Genomic DNA, 16,514 nt, shown 5'->3' with positions numbered 1-16,514 from the left:
CGTCGACGGCAGACCCGCACGGCTGAGGCCGGCCCGTCCCTCAGGGGCGGGCCGGCCTCGCGCGTCTACGGGGTCACGGTCAGCGCGGGCACCATGTCGGCGTCCGCGTTGGTGAGCTTCCCGGAGCCGGTGGCGCCTTCGGAGCTGACGAAGCGCAGCTCGTGGTTGGTGCCTCCCGCGTTGCCGACGGCGAGCAGCAGCGTGGGCTGCTTGGCCGCGTAGGCGCTCTGGACGAAGGAGGTGATGTCGACGGTGATGACGCGGCCGTCGATGGCGTCGCCCTGGTGGTTGCCGCTGCCTTCGGGGACGACGGTCGAACCGAGGGTGAAGGCGGCCGACTTCGCCACGGAGGAGTTCGTCGCGGTGAAGCTCGGCCGGTTCTGCCAGGTCATGGTGTTGACCGGGCAGGACGTGCCGCCGCCGGTGCAGGTGGTGTCGCTGACGGGTTGCACGAGGAGCTGGTCGGTGTCGGTCGACGGGACCGACGAGTAGCGGTGGCCGACGTAGGTGAGACGGAGTGTCGCCTGGGTCGGCGCCTTGGTGATGCCGTTGAGGGGGAACTGGAGGTAGGAGAGCTTTCCGTCTCCGGATCCTGTGGTGTACTGCTCGCCCATCAGGCCCACGCCGGTGTTGCGGGTGATGAGCGTCAGGTCCGAGGAGCTGTTCTTGCTCAGGTCGCCGGTCCACGCGCCCACCCAGGTGTCCCCGTCGGTCGGTGCGCCCGTCCTGACGTTCTGGGTCTGGCCGTTCGCGTCCGTGTAGGTGCTGGTCAGCGTGGAGATCCCGCTCGGTGCCAGCGGGAACTGGCTGGAGTACTTGACGAGCTGGCCGCCGACGCGGAGGTTGTTCAGCGTCACGTTCGTGGCGCCGTTCAGCGGGCTGCTGTTCGTCTTCTGCTGCGAGAACCACACGTTGTCGAGCTTGAAGGTGCTGATCGGGGTCTTGGTGTACGTGTACGTGGTGCCCGACCCGTCAGGGTTGGGGGCGAACCCGTAGGTCGCCTGATCCTCGGCGGTGATGGTCTGGGTGGACCCGTTGCCGCCGTTGAGCCTGATCGGTCCCGACGTGTAGCGGGAGGTGTCGAACGAGCTGTTCTTGATCACGATGCTCGAGATGCGCGGGTACGGCTTGGGGCTGTTCTGCGTGAAGATGCCGCCGGCCCCCTGCGAGATGGAGTTGAAGTTGTCGAACGAGTAGTTGTTGAGCTTGTATCCCCACGAACTCCATCCGATGCGGATCGAGTTGCCTGCGCCGGAGGACCAGCTCAGCGTGTTGCTGACCGAGATGTTCTTCGATTCCGCTTTGTCCCAGTGGTAGTTGTCGAACCCGAGCTCGTCGGCGACGGCGTCGTGGGCGCCCACCGCGTTGGCATAGCCCTGGATGTCGGGGGTGGAGGTGCCGAGCTGGAAGTTGCCCCACACACCGGCGGCCATCGGGGTGAATCCGTCGCTGGGGTTGTAGTGGCCGGAGGCGAACGCGTCGTCGTTGCCGAGGGTGAAGACGCCGTTGGCGGTGATGTCCTGGCCGCTCGCGAAGTCGATCCCGTCGATCCACGGCTGGGGGTACGGGGTGAGGCCCTTGATGTTGTTGAACGTCACCCTGTTGGCGCTGTGGGTCTCGTAGTTCCACTGCTTCGAGTCGCGCAGGTAGGTGTCGTTGAACGTGATGTCCGACGAGTGCATGACCATGACGCCGCCCTGGTGCTGGCTGCGGTAGGCGTCGTGCGAGTCACCGACGCTGCGGGCGTTGTAGTTCGCCACGCCGTTGCCGTCGAAGATGCCGCGGCCGTCGATCTCGATGTTGCTCGAGTTGATGATCCCGACCGCCGGCTCGAACGCCTCCATGTACGCCTGGATGCGGTTCTTCACCAGGGCACCTTCGTCGGTGTAGATCTTCAGCTTGCCGCCCTTGAGCTTGCTGCCGTCCACACCGTTGACCAGGAGACCGGACGATATGTACGTACCGTTCGGGAAGTAGAGCGTGTTGAGCGCCGTGGGGTTGGCCTTGATGGTGTCGATGGCGGCCTTCAGGGCGTACGTGACGTCGCCCGCGGCCATCGTCCGCACGTTGGGGTACCGCACGTTGACGGTGCTCGCGCTCACCAGGCTCCCGGCCGCGGTCTTCTGACCGGCGGGGATGGCGGTGCCGTTGACGGTCTTGCCCGCCATGGAGCTCGTCGTCGCGGCGGGAGCCTTCTGAGCCGTGCTGTTCGGGTGCTCCGCGAGGTACTTCGCGGCGAACTCCCGGAAGTTGAGGACACCGGTCTGCAGGTTGACGCCGGAACCGTCCGGTGCGCTCGTGGTGTTCGGACGCCGCGCCGGGTCTTCCAGAGGGTCGTTGATGACCGCCAGGTAGGGCTGTCCCGTCACGCTGGTCGAGTCGCCGTTGACCATCACGATCGCCTGGTTCAACCCGGCTTCGGCTGACATCTGGAACGTCAGGGTGTGCTTGTCCGCGCTCACCGAGACGCTGCTGGACGGGTAGTAGCGCGCCGGGTAGATGTTCACCGTCTCGATCGTGGTGCTGGGCAGCGTGACCGTGATCGTCGGTGTCCGGGAGTCCGACGCGAAGCGCGCGATGTCGAAGTTGTTGCGGTTCGCGGTGTACCGCACGGCCTGGACGGGCGTGCCGGCGACTTGCACCTGGTACTTGGTGGACGCCTGGTCCGGGGACGTCGTCGTACCGCCTCCCACTCCGCTCGGCGCGTACGTGTGGACGGTGGTGGCGGCCTGTGCGGGGGCAGCGCCGGTGAGCATGAGGCTCGCCGCCGCGATGGTGGCGCTCGCGGCTGCCGCGATGACGCGCTTCACGCGCGATCGGCGTCGCGCCGGGGCGGGGTTCGGGTCGGCGTCGTCGCCGGCCGGTCGGATCATGCCTGTCTCTCCTCAGGACGAGACCTTCGCAGGTCTGTTCAGGCGCTCCGCGCCGGCCGGAGACGGCGCGGAGCATGCGCGGTGCAGCGGCCGGGTGCGGCCGTCGGCGCTGTCGCGACCGAGAGGACCACTGCGGCGCCTCGAGGGCGATGGCGCCGAGTGGCATGGGGGGGGTGGTTCCGCGCGGTGGACCGCGACGATTTTCTCGTTGACCGATCCATGTGACCGGTGTGGCCGGGATGTTAATGTCGCATTTCTGGAGCCGTCAACGGTTCCGTCGACTTTCCGATGTTGAACTGGGTGCGACGTGCTCAGTTCTCAGCGTGTGCACGTAACCGCTGGATTACGACAATCCGACGAAGTCTTGCCTCTGTCGCGACAGTCGACCTACGCTGTCGCCACTTTCGTGGATCGATACATGTTCTGGGGTGGGGCTCGTGGTGACGATGGCGGAGGTGGCCGCTCGGGCGGGAGTCGCCAAGCAAACCGTCTCCAACGTGGTGTCCGGCAAGAAGGTGCGGCCGGAGACGCTGGCGAAGGTGAACACGGCGATAGAGGAGCTCGGCTACAAGCCGAACCTGGTGGCGCGCTCGCTGAGAACCGGCAGCACGTCGACCGTGGGGCTGTTCGTGCCCCGGGTGGCCAACCCGTTCTATTCGGAAGTGGTCGAGGAAGTCGAGAACGTGCTGGTCGGCCATGGGTACAACCTGCTGCTGGCCACGACCCGCGACGACCCCGACTACACCCGGGCCCATCTGGAGAACCTCGCCGCGCGCTCGGTGGACGCACTGCTGGTCGCCGGGGACAACGGCGTCGAACAACAGTTGCCGATGCTCGTCGAGGCCGCCTTCCCGGTCGCGCTGTGCGCCTGGGAGGGAGACCCGCCCACCACGCTGCCGGTGGTGTCCATCGACTACGAGCACGCCGGGTTCCTGGCCGGGCGCTACCTGAGGGATCTCGGCCACCGGAACGTCGCGGTGATCGCCGACCTCCCCGCGCACTCGCCGCGCGTACGCGGATTGCGCCGGGCGTTCGCCGAGGACGGACTGACCATCGACGACCGGCAGGTGTTCGCCTGCACCAGGGACGACGCCGCCGGCGGGTTCGCCGCGGGCAGTACGGCGCTGGAGGCCGATCCGGAACTGACGGCGATCTTCGCCACCCACGACGTCTTGGCCGTCGGTGCCATCGAGGCGGTCGTCCGGTCCGGGCGGCGCGTCCCCGACGACGTCAGCATCGTCGGCTTCGACGACATCTCCCAGGTCGGACAGATCCAGCCCGCGCTGACCACGGTCACCTTCCCGAAGAGGGAGATGGCACAGCAGGCCGTCGAGCTGCTGCTGCGCGCCGTCGACTCCGGCCGGCCGCCGACCAACGCATTGACGCTGCTGCGCCCCACCCTGACCGTCCGGGACAGCAGTGCCGCGCCCCGGGCGACCGGATAGCACCGGGCTCCGCTCGACCTGCGCTCGCCCCCATGAGCCGAGGGCACGGTCCTGCCTGCCGGCTTCCCGTCACCGCCACGAGCTCCGACACAGAAAGCCCTCCACTGATGACAGACCTCGATCCCCACGCCTACGTCGAAGACCGGGCGCCGGGCACCGGACGGCTGCGGCCACGTGCCGCGTTCGCCACCGACCTGCCCACGATCACGCTCGACGGCGACTGGCGATTCCGGCTGGCGTCGGGGCTGGACGACCTCACCGGGGACTTCGCCGCGCCGGAGTTCGACGACGGCGCCTGGGACCTGCTCGCCGTGCCGTCCTGCTGGCAGATGACCGGCCTGCCCGACGAGCCGCGCTACGGTGCCCCCGCCTACACCAACATCCTGTACCCGTTCCCGGTCGACCCGCCGCGGGTGCCCCGGCAGAACCCGACCGGCGAGTACCGCCGCGCGTTCGACGTTCCGGACGGGTTCCCGGCGTCGGCCGCGGTGCTCCGGTTCGAGGGCGTCGACTCCGCGTTCGCGGTGTGGCTCAACGGGATCCGGCTCGGCGACGGCAAGGGCAGCCGGCTGACCACCGAGTTCGACGTCTCCACCGCTCTGCGGCCCGGCCGGAACGTACTCGCGGTCCGCGTGCACCAGTGGTCGTCCGGCAGTTACCTGGAAGACCAGGACATGTGGTGGCTGTCCGGGATCTTCCGGTCGGTGTCCGTGGCCGCCCGCGGTGTCGAGGACTTCTTCGTCCACGCCGCCTACGACCACACGACGGGTCAGGGCACCCTGGCCGTCGACGTCACCGCCCCCACCCGGGTGTCCCTCTCGGTGCCCGAGCTCGGCATATCCGGCGCCGACCCGGCCGGTCCGCACGTGATCGACGGCGTCGAGCCCTGGTCGGACGAGCAGCCGCGCCTGTACGCGGGGGAACTGCTCTCCGAGGCCGGGGAGCGGATACCGCTGCGCATCGGCTTCCGCACCGTGGCCGTCGTGGACGGTGTCCTCACCGCGAACGGCAGGCCCATCTCCCTGCGGGGCGTCAACCGCCACGAATGGCATCCGCTCACGGGGCGGACCCTGACCGAGGACACCATGCTGACCGACGTGCTGCTCATGAAGCGGCACAACATCAACGCGGTGCGCACCGCCCACTACCCGCCCGACCACCGTTTCCTGGACCTGTGCGACGAGCACGGCCTGTGGGTGTTCTGCGAGGGCGACCTCGAGACGCACGGCTTCGAACCCGGCGGCTGGCGGCGCAACCCCAGCGACGACCCCGCGTGGCGCGAGGCCTACCTGGACCGGGCCGAGCGGCTGGTGGAACGCGACAAGAACCACCCCTCGGTCATCGTCTGGTCGCTGGGGAACGAGGCCGGCACCGGCGTCAATCTGGCCGCCTCGGCCGCGTGGATCCGGCAGCGCGACGACAGCCGCCCGATCCACTACGAGGGCGACTTCGCGAGCTGTGCGTACGTCGACCTGTACTCCCGCATGTACATCGGCGTGGACGAGCTGGCCGCCGTGGGACGTGGCCAGGAGGCACCGACGGCCGACCCGGTCGACGACGCGCACCGCCGCGCCCTGCCGGCCGTGCTGTGCGAGTACGGACACGCCATGGGCACCGGCCCCGGCGGGCTGTCCGAGTACCAGCAGGTCATCGAGGCGCATCCGCGGCTGGCCGGCGGATTCATCTGGGAGTGGATCGACCACGGGATCGCCCGGCTCACCGGGCAGGAGGACCCCCAGTCGTACTACGCCTACGGCGGTGACTTCGGCGAGGAGGTCCACGACGGCAACTTCGTCGCCGACGGGCTGCTCTTCCCCGACCGCACGCCGTCGCCGGGCCTGGTCGAGTACAAGAAGGTCGTCGAACCGGTCCGGATCCGCGTCGACCCGGCGACCCGGCAGATCGGCGTGCACAACCTGCACCACGTCCGCGACAGCGGCTACCTGGACTTCCGGTGGACCGTCGAGGACGGCGGCGAGCCGGTGGGCTCCGGCGACCTGACCGTGCCCGCGACGGCTCCGGGTACGACGACGACCTTCGCATGGCCCGCCGACGTCACCGCCGCGCTCGACGCGGCCCGCAAGAACGACTCCGGCCACGAGGTGTGGCTGACCGTGACCGCGGTGCTCGCCGCCGACGAGACCTGGGCCGGGGCCGGCCACGAGATCGCCTGGTCCCAGGGGCTGGTCGTGGCTCCGGCCGCCTCGCCGGTGCCCTTCACACCGGCGCCGGCGATCGCCCACGCCGGGTACATCGCACTGGGACCCGCGCGGTTCGACGCCCGCAGCGGGGTGCTGACACGGCTCGGCGACCTGGAGCTCGACGGTCCGCGACTGGACGTCTGGCGGGCCCCGATCGACAACGACCTGCTCAGCGCCTTCGGCGAGCCGCAGACCGACGCCTGGTTCGCCGCCGGACTGCACCGGATGCGCCACGACGTCCTGGGTGTCGAGCACGACGCGTCGGGACTCACGGTCACCGCCCGGCTGGCCGCCGCCGGGTCCTCCTGCGGGCTCGGCGTGGTCTACCGCTGGACGGCATGCGACACACCCGACGCGGGCCAGGCCCGGCTCCGGCTGGAAACCGTCGTCACCCCCGACGGCCCGTGGTCGGTGCCGCTGCCCCGACTGGGCGTCGCGATGTCGCTGCCCGGCACCGACGCCGAGGTCGAGTGGTTCGGCCCCGGTCCCGGTGAGGCCTACCGCGACTCCCGCGCCGCGGCTCGCGTCGGCCGCCACCGGTCGACCGTCTCCGCGATGCAGGTCCCCCAGGTCCGCCCGCAGGAGAACGGCAACCGCCACCAAGTCCGCCGCGCCGGGATCACGACCCCGGACGGCACCCTGCTCATCACCGGCGACCCGGTCATCGACCTGACCGTTCGTCCCTGGAGCACCGAAGCGCTGTCCGCCGCGGCCCACCAGCACGACCTGGTCCGCGACGGCAGACTCCATCTGCACCTCGACCACGCCCACCACGGCCTGGGCAGCGCGGCCTGCGGCCCGGGCCCGTCGGCGCCGGACGTCCTGGCCGCGGTCACCACCGCGTTCGGCGTGGAGTTCGGCACCAGCCGGTAGACGGGCCTTGCCCGCCCGCCCACCGGCCATCCAGCAAGTCCGCCCCTGTCACAGAAGGTTTCCTCACATGAACAACACCACCATACGCACCCGCAGACTTTTGACGATCACCACCGCGGCGCTCCTCGTGGCCGGCCTCGGCGCGTGCAGCAGCACCGAGAGCACCTCCGACACCGCCGAGAAGAGCAAGGCCGGGCCGGTGAACATGGAGTTCTGGGGCTGGGCCGGCTACGAGAAGATAGTCGACCAGTGGAACGCGTCCCACCCGGACGCCAAGGTCACCTTCAAGAAGATCCCGTCGGGCGGCACGGGCGGCTACACCCAGATCGGCAACGCGATCACCGCCGGCGAGGGCCCGTGTCTGGCCCAGATCGAGTACCAGGCCATCCCCTCCATGCTGGTGAAGAACACGGTCATGGACATCACGGAGTACGCGAGCGCCGACATGGCCAAGTACGCCCCGTCGGCGGTCTCCGCCTCCAGCATCGGCGGCAAGATCTACGGAGTCCCCGTGGACGTCGGCCCGATGGTCCTCTTCTACCGCAAGGACCTGTTCGCCAAGTACGGCATCACCAAGCCGCCGGCCACCTGGGCCGAGTACAAGGCGGACGCCAAGAAGGTCGCCGCCGCCGATCCGACCGTGAAGTTCGGCAACGCGCCCAGCGAGGGCAACGATCTGGCGGCCTACACCCTGCAGACCGGCCAGTCCTGGTACTCGGTCCAGGGAGACAGCTGGACCGTCAGCATCGACAACCCCGGCACCCGCAAGGTCGCCGAATTCTGGCAGGACCTCAAGGACAAGGGTCTGGTGACGAAGACCGGCAACGCCTGGGACCCGAAGTTCAACAAGGCCGCCACAGCCGGCAAGGTGCTGACGTTCGTCAACGCGTCCTGGGCCGCCGGCGGCATCAAGTCCGACCTGAAGGACCTGTCCGGCAAGTGGCGGGTCGCCCCGATGCCGACCTGGAAGGCCGGCGACGGCAAGAGCTCCAGCAACGGCGGCTCGGCCACCTCGGTGATGACCGGGTGCAAGACGCCCCGCGAAGCCGTGAAGTTCGCCGATTTCCTGTCCAGTGACCCGCAGGCCGTGAAGACGGGCATCGAAAGCGGGCTGTACCCGGCGTCGAAGGCCGGACAGGAAGACCCGTCGCTCACGGGGGGTGACCCGTACTTCGGCGGCCAGAAGGTCGGTGACGTGTACAAGACCTCCGCCGCACAGGTGCCCAGCACCTGGACCAACGGCCCGACCTACCAGCAGGTCCAGACCGACCTCACCGGCGCCATGGGCAAGGGCACCCTGCCGGACGCGGTCACCAAGGTCCAGGCCTCGACGGTCGCCGCGATCAAGCAGCTCGGACTGTCGGTGACCAACGGCTGAGGCAGCGGGACTCCAACCGCCCCGAAGGATCCCCGCGGCGCCGGTACCGGCGCCGCGGGGACCCGCTCCCTGACGACGAACCGCCCAGCGAGGTTTCCATGAGCAGTCCCAGCAGCACCCGGACCGCGTCACCGCCGCGGCCGGTGCCCGCGGGCACCCCCCGGGTCTCCGCCTCCGGCCGGCCTCGGCGCACCGGCCGCCGTACCGCGTTGACCGCGTCGGCTTTCCTGGCGCCGTTCGCGGTGCTCTTCCTGACCATGATGGTCGCGCCGATCTGTTACGCGATCTACCAGAGCTTCTTCACCGTCCGCCGCGGCGGGCTGTTCGGCGGTGCGCAGTCCACGGAGTTCGCGGGACTGTCCAACTACGCCGCCGCCTTCGGCGACCACGACTTCACCGCGTCGATCGTCCGGGTCGTGCTGCTGGGCTGTGTCCAGGTCCCGGTCATGCTCGGCCTGGCCCTCCTGCTCGCGCTCCTGCTGGACTCCCGCTCGGCCCGGCTGCGGAAGACCTACCGGCTCACGTTCTTCCTGCCCTACGCGCTGCCGGGTGCGATCGCCGCGTTGATGTGGTCCTTCCTCCTCGCGAAAGACCTCTCGCCGTTCACCGGACCGCTGTCCCACTTCGGGATCGACGTCGACTTCCTGTCGCCGTCGTGGATCCCGTTCTCGATCGGGAACATGATCACGTGGGGCTGGACCGGCTACAACATGCTGATCATCTACTCCGCGCTGCAGACGATCCCGGCGGAGGTGATGGAGGCCGCCGCGCTCGACGGCTGCACCGGCTGGCGCCTGGCGTGGGCGGTGAAGATCCCGCTCGTACGTTCCGCGCTGGTGCTGACCACGATCTTCTCCATCATCGGGACGGCGCAGCTGTACACCGAGCCGGCGGTGCTGGTCAGCGCGCGCATCCCGGGCGTCGACCCGAAGTTCTCCCCGATCATGAACGCGACCCTGGGCATGGACGTGGGCGGCCAGAACCTCGCCGCCGCCCAGTCCGTCGTGCTCGCGCTGATCACCCTCGTGCTCTCGTTCGGCTTTCTCAAGTACAACCAGCGCAAGGGAGCGATGGCATGAGCGTGATCTCGGCCGACCGCCCGACCCGACCGGCCCGCCGCCCCACCGACATCGCGAGCAAGGTCGTCGTCAACGGCATGCTGGGCCTGATGGCCCTGTACACGCTGATCCCGCTGTGGTGGCTTTTCGTCTCCGCGACCAAGGGCTCGGGCTACCTCTACACCGGTACGCCGCTGTGGTTCTCCCACTTCGACCTGTTCACCAACATCAGAGACGTGTTCAGCTTCGAGGGCGGCATCTTCTCCACCTGGCTCGCCAACAGCGCGCTGTACAGCTTCGTCGGCGCCACCGTCGGCACCCTGCTGTCCGCGATGGCCGGCTACGCGCTGTCCAAGTTCAACTTCCGCGGCCGCGAAAGCGTCTTCAACGTCGTCCTCGCCTCGGTTCTCATCCCGGCGCCGATGTTCGCCCTGCCGTTGTTCCTGCTCATGGCCAAGCTCGACATCACCAACTCCTACTGGTCGGTGCTGCTGCCCAGCTGTGTCAGCCCGTTCGGCGTCTACCTGTGCCGGATCTTCGCCGCGGCGTCCGTCCCGGACGAACTGCTGGAGGCCGCACGCCTCGACGGAGCAGGCGAACAGCGCACCTTCTTCCGGATCGCCCTGCCGCTGATGTCCCCGGCACTGGTGACCGTCTTCCTGTTCCAGTTCGTCGGCATCTGGAACAACTACCTGCTGCCCTCGCTCATGCTCAACACCCCCTCACTGCAGCCCGTCACGGTGGGCCTGGTGCAGTGGCGCTCGGAGTTCGCCAGCGGAGTGCCGCCGCTGCTGCCGATCACCGGAGCGTTCCTGTCGCTGATCCCTCTGCTCGTCGCCTTCGTCAGTCTCCAGCGGTTCTGGCGCAAGGGCCTGACCGCTGGCTCCGTCAAGTAACGCGTTCGCTGCCCCACGCCCATCCTGACCTGCAAAGGACCACTGCATTGCCCCGCGCCCACGTCACTCTCGACAAGCAGGCCGTCATCGCTCCCGTCCGGCGCCGCACCTTCGGCTCGTTCGTCGAACACCTCGGCCGCTGCGTGTACACCGGGCTCTACGAGCCGGAACACCCGAGCGCGAACGACGAAGGGTTCCGTATGGACGTCGTCGCGCTCGTCAGGGAGCTCGGCAGCACGACCATCCGCTACCCGGGCGGCAACTTCGTCTCCGGCTTCCGCTGGGAGGACTCGGTCGGCCCGCGCGACAAGCGCCCGGTGCGCCGCGACCTCGCCTGGCACTCGCTGGAGTCGAACCAGGTCGGCCTGGACGAGTTCGCCCGCTGGCTCAAGCTCACCGACTCCGAGCTGATGCTCGCGGTGAACCTCGGCACGCGGGGCATCCAGCCCGCCCTGGACCTGCTCGAGTACGCCAACCACCCGTCCGGTACGGCGCTGTCGGACCTGCGTATCGCCAACGGCACGCCGGACCCGCACAACGTGCGCATGTGGTGCCTCGGGAACGAGATGGACGGACGCTGGCAGACCGGCTTCATGACGGCCGACGACTACGGCAAGCTCGCCGCCCGTACCGCCGGCGCGATGAAGATGGCCGACAAGGACCTCGAACTCGTGGTCTGCGGCTCCTCCGGCTCCTGGATGCCGACCTTCGGCGACTGGGAGCGCACGGTGCTCGAGCACACCTACGACCACGTCGACTACGTCTCCTGCCACGCCTACTACCAGGAGCTCGACGGCGACCTCGGCTCCTTCCTCGCCTCGGCGACCGACATGGACTACTTCATCGACACCGTCGTCGCGACCGCCGACCACGTGGGATACAAGAAGCGCTCCAAGAAGAAGATCAACATCTCGTTCGACGAGTGGAACGTCTGGTACCAGAAGGAGCACCACGAGTCCGACGAGGTCAACGACGAGTGGCGGCACGCCCCCCGGCAGCTGGAGGACGTCTACTCGGTGGCGGACGCCGTCGTCGTCGGCAACCTGCTGATGACGCTGCTCAAGCACAGCGACCGCGTCACCTCGGCCTCGCTCGCGCAACTCGTCAACGTGATCGCGCCGATCATGACCGAGCCCGGCGGCCCTGCCTGGCGGCAGACGACCTTCTACCCGTTCTCGATCACCAGCCGGCTTGCCGCCGGTGAGGTGATCCGGCCCGTTGTCGAGGCGCCGACCTACACGACGGCACGCCATGGCGAGGCGTCTGTCGTCGACGCCGTCGCGACCGTCGACGAGGACCGGGCCGCGGTCTTCCTCGTCAACCGCGGGCTTTCGCAGGCCACTCAGGTCACGGTCGATGTGCGCAGCCTTGGCTCCTCACGGATTCTGGAGGCGGTCACACTCGCCGACCCGGATGCGTATGCGAGGAACACACTCACCGAGCAGAACCGCGTGACCCCGCACGCGCACCCGAGCGCGATCCTGTCCGACGGGCTGCTCAGCATCGAGCTGCCGCCGGTGTCGTGGACCGCAATTGCGCTGGGCTGAGTGACTGTCACCGCCTCCGGCATGCAAGACCGCGACGGCGCTCACCGACTGCCGGCGCTGCTGCGCGAACGGTTCTCCACGATCAGTCTCGTCTGGGCCGATGGCGGCTACGCCGGACGTCTGGTGGCCTGAGTCAAGACCGTTCTGCGGCTGACCGTGACAATCGTCAAACGTACCGACAAAAACCGCCGGTTTCGTTGTCCTGCCCCGCAGGTGGGTCGTCGAGACGTGTCAAGCGCAGTGCACTCATGAAGGTGGATCGGCCGGGGTCCCTCGGCGTCGCTCCAGAGGCGGCGGCTGTACCAGCCGGGCGGACGAGTCCGCCGTTCGCGTAGTTCGGCGAGTTTGTGCTGGTCAAAGTGGGCGATGAGCCGGTGCGGCCAGCAGCTCTCGCGGCGTGTGGCGATCCAGCCGCGGTTGATCCAGGCGTAGAGGGTGGCGGTGGTCATGTCCAGCTCCGCGGCCAGGTGTTTGAGCCACCACTCATCCTGGCCTGGCTTTTCTCCGCCAGGTGCGGGGCGGTGACGGTGGACTCGGTCAGCGGGGCAGCCGAGTTGACGCATGAGGTTGCGGATGGTGTTCGAGGTGATCCGCTTGCCGCCCTTGGCCGGCCGGTAGCCCTCGGCTTCGAGGCGTCGGCGATCCGCTGGCGCCAACGCCCTGGCCTGCGAGTTCACGGATGCGGTCGACCAGTTGCGGGTAGTACGACAGCTAGTTGAGCCGCTGGACCGGGCGGACGAGCTCGCCCGACGTGGTGGCGCCGCCGGCCCGGACGACGGTCGCCTTCACGCGTTCGCTGGTGCCGATCACCGTGACGACGACCTTGTCGACGATCGCGCGGACGATCTCCTTGCGGTCCGTGACCGTGGTGGTCTTCGCATGCCACAGCCCGGTGATGTCACTGGCCAGAGCGGTGATGGTCTGCCGCTCGGCCGGGGGGAGGACGCGGGGCTGGTACGGGTGAAGCGGTCATGCTCCTCGCGGAGTTTCTGCTGGTTGGCCAGTGAGGTCTCCCGCTCCCTCTCCAACTGGCGCACGACCAGGCGGTTTTCGGGTTCGGCGAGGTGGTAGCAGCGCCGGGCGCGGTCGGCCTCGTACTCGGCCCGCTCCAGCTTTTGTGACCGCAGCTCTTCCAGTTCGGCCCGCTCGGCGATGACCAGGGCGACCTGTACCGGGGCAACCGGCTGGCCCGCGCCGAGGAGCTGTTCCCGGACCACCCGGCCGACCTCGCGCTGACGCTGCCGGAGCGGGACTTCCTGTCCGCCGCGCCGGACGCCCGGGCGGCGGAGCGGCGGCCCGCAGGCACCGCATCCTGACCGTGTCGCTGTCCGCCGTCCTGGCGGTGGCGCTGCTGACGGCCCTCGCCGTCTGGCAGGCCTACGCCGACAACGCGCGCCGGCGCACCCAGGAAGCGGCCCGCCAGGTCGCCGACGTGGCAGACGTGCTGCGCACCACCGACCCGCGCACCGCGCTGCTGCTGGGCGCGGCCGCCTGGCGCGTCGCCGAGCTGCCCGAGTCCCGCCGCGCCCTGCTCGACTCTTCGGTGAAGGTGTCCGTCTCCGGCTGGGCGAGAGGAGCCCGTGCAGCTGCTGCCCAAGTCCGTGCAGCCGCTCGCCGCCGTAGGCCTCGAAGTGCTGTTCCGTCCGGCCGCCGACGGCATGGACGCGGGGGCCGGGATGATGGGTGTACGGGGACTTGTCGGCGAGGAGTTCACGCCCCGAGGCGGAGTGCCGGAACCTCAGCCGGCCGTCCGGCAGCCCCGACAGCGAGGTGGCCGTTGACCAGACGGGCAGAGCCGTCTTCCGCAACGGACACTTCGACGTGGGGGGGGAGGGCGGCGGGCTCTCCAGCGCCCCGGGAGCGGCGGGGTCGACCGTCCCGGAGGAGGCCCGAACCCGAACCGCGTGCGGTAGCGCACAGCGCGTGCAGGGAGCCCGACTGTGGTCTGTCACCGCGGGTGTCACTCCGCGTCGCGGCGGGCCTGGCCGCGGCGGCGGAGCAGCAGGAGGCCGCCGGCTACCGCGGTGACGCCGGTCGCGGCCGTCCACAGAGCGAGGTCCGAGGCGCCGGTGGCGGCCAGGTCCTCGTCGCTCTTTCCGCCCTGGGCGCTGACGTCCCCGGAGGACTGCCCGGCCGGGGACTTGGACGAACCGGACGACCCGGAGGTACCGGACTTGGCGGCCGTCGACTTCGACGGGGACGGTGAGGCCGCCGCCTCGGCCGCGGTGGCCTTGTCCCGGGTGTACGCCAGTGTGCCGAAGCCGAGTTCGTCGAATCCGCCGCTGTTCGGGCCGTAGTGGCCGCCGCCTCCCTCGGGCCCGCTGCGGGCCATCATCTCGCGGGTGTTCGGCATGGCCATGCGGCGCCTGTTGACGTAGTGGTTGTAGACCCGCGCCCAGACCGGGCGCCCACCGCCACGGCCGCCTTCGGAGATGGTGTTCTGCACCGTTTCCACGCAGTGCACGCCGTTTTTCCAGGTGTAGGGGGTATAGGGCACCTCGTAGCCGAGGTTGTACCGGGCGACGTACTCACATGCCTTGCGGAACCTGGAGTCGTCCGCGCCGTAGAGGTCGACGCCCTGGTTCCAGGCCATCTCGCAGATGGTGCCCATCAGGCCGATGCCCATCATGGAGTGGGCCTGGTCGCGCCCGCTCTCCTGCCACTGGGCCAGGCCCACGTCGTTGTAGACGTAGGGGATCGCCTTGGCCAGCGCGCCGTTGCCTTCGCCGTTGTAGAAGTAGTCCACCGTCTCGTCGAACTTGGCCCGGTCGTCGCAGAGGATCCCGATGGCCATGGTCGAGGCCATGGTGCACAGGTCCCAGTTCGCCCAGTAGTGGCCGATGCAATTGGTCTCGCGGTACATCATGTGGCGGTTCATCGGATAGAAGTGCTTGACCAGCATGTCCTGGAAACGGGCCAGGTCGAAGCCGGGGTAGCCGCGCATGAGCTCGCCGACGTTGGCGAACTGGTACCCGTAGATGCCCGCCAGGAGCACGACTTCGGAGCCTCCGCCGATGCCCTTCAGCGTCCCCGACCAGGCGTTGCAGATGTCCCGCGCGGTGTCGGCGTGTGCGGTGTCGCCGGTGATCTTCCAGCGCAGCGCCCTCTGGTAGGCGGCGTGGATGTCGCGGTAGAGGGCCCCGTAGTTCTGGACGCCGCCCCCTCCCCGGATCGGGGTCACCTGCGGGTTGGGCCGCCATGCGCTCTGCGAGTGGCGGCCGGTGGTGAGGGTGAGCTTGGCGAAACCCGCCGTGTAGGGGGCGGCGCCCGCTTTCACCTTGGCGGCCATGCGCTCGAGATCGGCCCGGGTGTGGAGCATCCCGGGGTGCACGAAGGACGTGCTCGCCGCCGTCGCGGGGGAGGCGGACACGCCCGTGCCGGTACCGATGGCGACCGCGCCGGTCGCCGCTCCAGCGGCCTTGAGCATGCTGCGTCGGCTGATCTGAAGTGTCACTGTGTCGTTCCTCGGGCTCTTGTGGGGGCAGTGCCTACGTAGGGAGACGTGATACGGAGCGGGCGATAACACAAAAGTGGGCACCACCGATGAAAGGCAGCTGGTCTTGACGGTCCTCCGTCATGGGACTCAGCGTCACCCGGACGCATCTGGACAGGCAGGTCGACGATGGCGGACGCTCCCAGGAACAACCCCGTGGGCCTACAACTCCAGGTGAAGACAGACGGCCTCGATGTCATCCGCGACGCGGAACGCAGGGGCGCTCCCCCGTCACCGGGGCAACGGCACGAGCAACGTTTCAACCCACAGGGCAATCTGCCAGGGGCGGTCCACATTCCGGGCACTTCGCGGGCAGTGCTGGCATCGTATGGCTATGGCAGCGATAGGAGACACGTCCGAGCCTGATAGCCCTGTACTCGGATCACGTTGGTCGGAGGCTGCGGATCCAGATCACGGCACCGCGTAGGGGGAGTCCGGCGAGGTACCGGTAGGAGCAGGAGGTCGACGACGCGTTCGCGGAAGCTCGCCCGCCGGCCTACACCGATCAGCCAGGCGGCGGTGAGGCGCGAGCGCCATTCGTGGGCGAGGAGGGCTTCCAGCTCGGCGTCGGTGATCGTGGCGGCGTCCTCGATCAGGTGGCGGGCGAAGCGTTCGGCGTGCGGCCACCCCGGCCGTAGGACGCGCGCGCTGTTCAGTTCGAGGTAGCGCGGGTGGTCCGAGTCCTTCCCCGTCACGTAGCGCTCGATCACGTGGCCGTAGCCGATCTCCTCGGGGTGCTGGAACGGCATC

The 16,514-nt window shown here is 69.1% G+C and carries 12 protein-coding genes; 8 read left to right on the top strand and 4 right to left on the bottom strand.

Annotated elements, in window-relative coordinates:
- Positions 1-65: 65 nt before the first annotated feature.
- On the bottom strand, positions 66-2,873 hold the full coding sequence (locus tag FGD71_RS28420; RefSeq protein ID WP_119103384.1) for a DNRLRE domain-containing protein: 2,808 nt from the start codon (positions 2,871-2,873) through the stop codon (positions 66-68).
- A gap of 446 nt (positions 2,874-3,319) precedes the next feature.
- Here FGD71_RS28420 and FGD71_RS28415 point away from each other — a divergent pair, with 446 nt between their 5' ends.
- The 7 genes from FGD71_RS28415 (at position 3,320) to FGD71_RS49735 (ending at position 12,403) form a co-directional block, all read left to right on the top strand.
- Positions 3,320-4,318: a LacI family DNA-binding transcriptional regulator gene (locus tag FGD71_RS28415; RefSeq protein WP_240436816.1), complete on the top strand. Its 999-nt coding sequence runs from the start codon at positions 3,320-3,322 to the stop codon at positions 4,316-4,318.
- 107 nt (positions 4,319-4,425) lie between these two features.
- Complete coding sequence (locus tag FGD71_RS28410) at positions 4,426-7,392, top strand: glycoside hydrolase family 2 TIM barrel-domain containing protein (RefSeq protein ID WP_119103383.1); 2,967 nt, start codon at positions 4,426-4,428, stop codon at positions 7,390-7,392.
- 67 nt (positions 7,393-7,459) lie between these two features.
- Positions 7,460-8,770, top strand: a complete 1,311-nt coding sequence (locus tag FGD71_RS28405) for an ABC transporter substrate-binding protein (RefSeq protein ID WP_119103382.1) — start codon at positions 7,460-7,462, stop codon at positions 8,768-8,770.
- A gap of 98 nt (positions 8,771-8,868) precedes the next feature.
- A complete protein-coding gene (locus FGD71_RS28400; protein ID WP_119103381.1) occupies positions 8,869-9,849 on the top strand; it encodes a carbohydrate ABC transporter permease in 981 nt (326 codons plus the stop codon).
- Positions 9,846-10,724 carry a carbohydrate ABC transporter permease gene (locus FGD71_RS28395; protein WP_119103380.1) on the top strand — a complete coding sequence of 293 codons (879 nt, stop codon included), beginning with the start codon at positions 9,846-9,848 and terminating at the stop codon, positions 10,722-10,724. The genes FGD71_RS28400 and FGD71_RS28395 overlap by 4 nt, the downstream gene beginning before the upstream one ends.
- A gap of 47 nt (positions 10,725-10,771) precedes the next feature.
- Entirely contained in the window at positions 10,772-12,271 is a 1,500-nt protein-coding gene (gene arfA / locus FGD71_RS28390; protein ID WP_119103379.1) for an arabinosylfuranosidase ArfA, read from the top strand.
- Complete coding sequence (locus FGD71_RS49735) at positions 12,272-12,403, top strand: hypothetical protein (RefSeq protein WP_276147160.1); 132 nt, start codon at positions 12,272-12,274, stop codon at positions 12,401-12,403.
- A 674-nt stretch (positions 12,404-13,077) separates the two neighbouring features.
- Here the strand turns inward: FGD71_RS49735 and FGD71_RS47545 are convergent.
- Entirely contained in the window at positions 13,078-13,488 is a 411-nt protein-coding gene (locus FGD71_RS47545) for a hypothetical protein (RefSeq protein WP_162931243.1), read from the bottom strand.
- A gap of 363 nt (positions 13,489-13,851) precedes the next feature.
- On the opposite strand from FGD71_RS47545, the gene FGD71_RS47540 reads away from it, so the two are divergent.
- Positions 13,852-14,052, top strand: coding sequence for a hypothetical protein (locus FGD71_RS47540; RefSeq protein ID WP_162931242.1), 201 nt, complete (start codon positions 13,852-13,854; stop codon positions 14,050-14,052).
- 179 nt (positions 14,053-14,231) lie between these two features.
- Here FGD71_RS47540 and FGD71_RS28375 read toward each other — a convergent pair whose 3' ends face one another.
- Together FGD71_RS28375 and FGD71_RS28370 are read right to left on the bottom strand one after the other, a co-directional pair.
- On the bottom strand, positions 14,232-15,725 hold the full coding sequence (locus FGD71_RS28375) for an alginate lyase family protein (RefSeq protein WP_338120085.1): 1,494 nt from the start codon (positions 15,723-15,725) through the stop codon (positions 14,232-14,234).
- Positions 15,726-16,096: 371 nt separating this feature from the next.
- Positions 16,097-16,513 carry a DUF6000 family protein gene (locus tag FGD71_RS28370; RefSeq protein WP_119103378.1) on the bottom strand — a complete coding sequence of 139 codons (417 nt, stop codon included), beginning with the start codon at positions 16,511-16,513 and terminating at the stop codon, positions 16,097-16,099.
- Position 16,514: the final 1 nt, after the last annotated feature.

The organism is Streptomyces sporangiiformans (assembly GCF_005768555.2).
Taxonomy (GTDB): domain Bacteria; phylum Actinomycetota; class Actinomycetes; order Streptomycetales; family Streptomycetaceae; genus Streptomyces; species Streptomyces sporangiiformans.
The sequence above is the reverse complement of the archived record's forward strand: the minus strand, read 5'-3'. Positions and strand labels throughout refer to the sequence as shown.

What these genes read in the sequence shown, in the direction of transcription:
- FGD71_RS28405 (WP_119103382.1), top strand. Translation starts at nt 7,460, where the DNA reads ATGAACAACACCACCATACGCACCCGCAGACTTTTGACGATCACCACC.
- FGD71_RS28415 (WP_240436816.1), top strand. Translation starts at nt 3,320, where the DNA reads ATGGCGGAGGTGGCCGCTCGGGCGGGAGTCGCCAAGCAAACCGTCTCC.
- FGD71_RS28410 (WP_119103383.1), top strand. Translation starts at nt 4,426, where the DNA reads ATGACAGACCTCGATCCCCACGCCTACGTCGAAGACCGGGCGCCGGGC.
- FGD71_RS28395 (WP_119103380.1), top strand. Translation starts at nt 9,846, where the DNA reads ATGAGCGTGATCTCGGCCGACCGCCCGACCCGACCGGCCCGCCGCCCC.
- FGD71_RS28420 (WP_119103384.1), bottom strand. Translation starts at nt 2,873, where the DNA reads ATGATCCGACCGGCCGGCGACGACGCCGACCCGAACCCCGCCCCGGCG.
- FGD71_RS28400 (WP_119103381.1), top strand. Translation starts at nt 8,869, where the DNA reads ATGAGCAGTCCCAGCAGCACCCGGACCGCGTCACCGCCGCGGCCGGTG.
- FGD71_RS28370 (WP_119103378.1), bottom strand. Translation starts at nt 16,513, where the DNA reads ATGCCGTTCCAGCACCCCGAGGAGATCGGCTACGGCCACGTGATCGAG.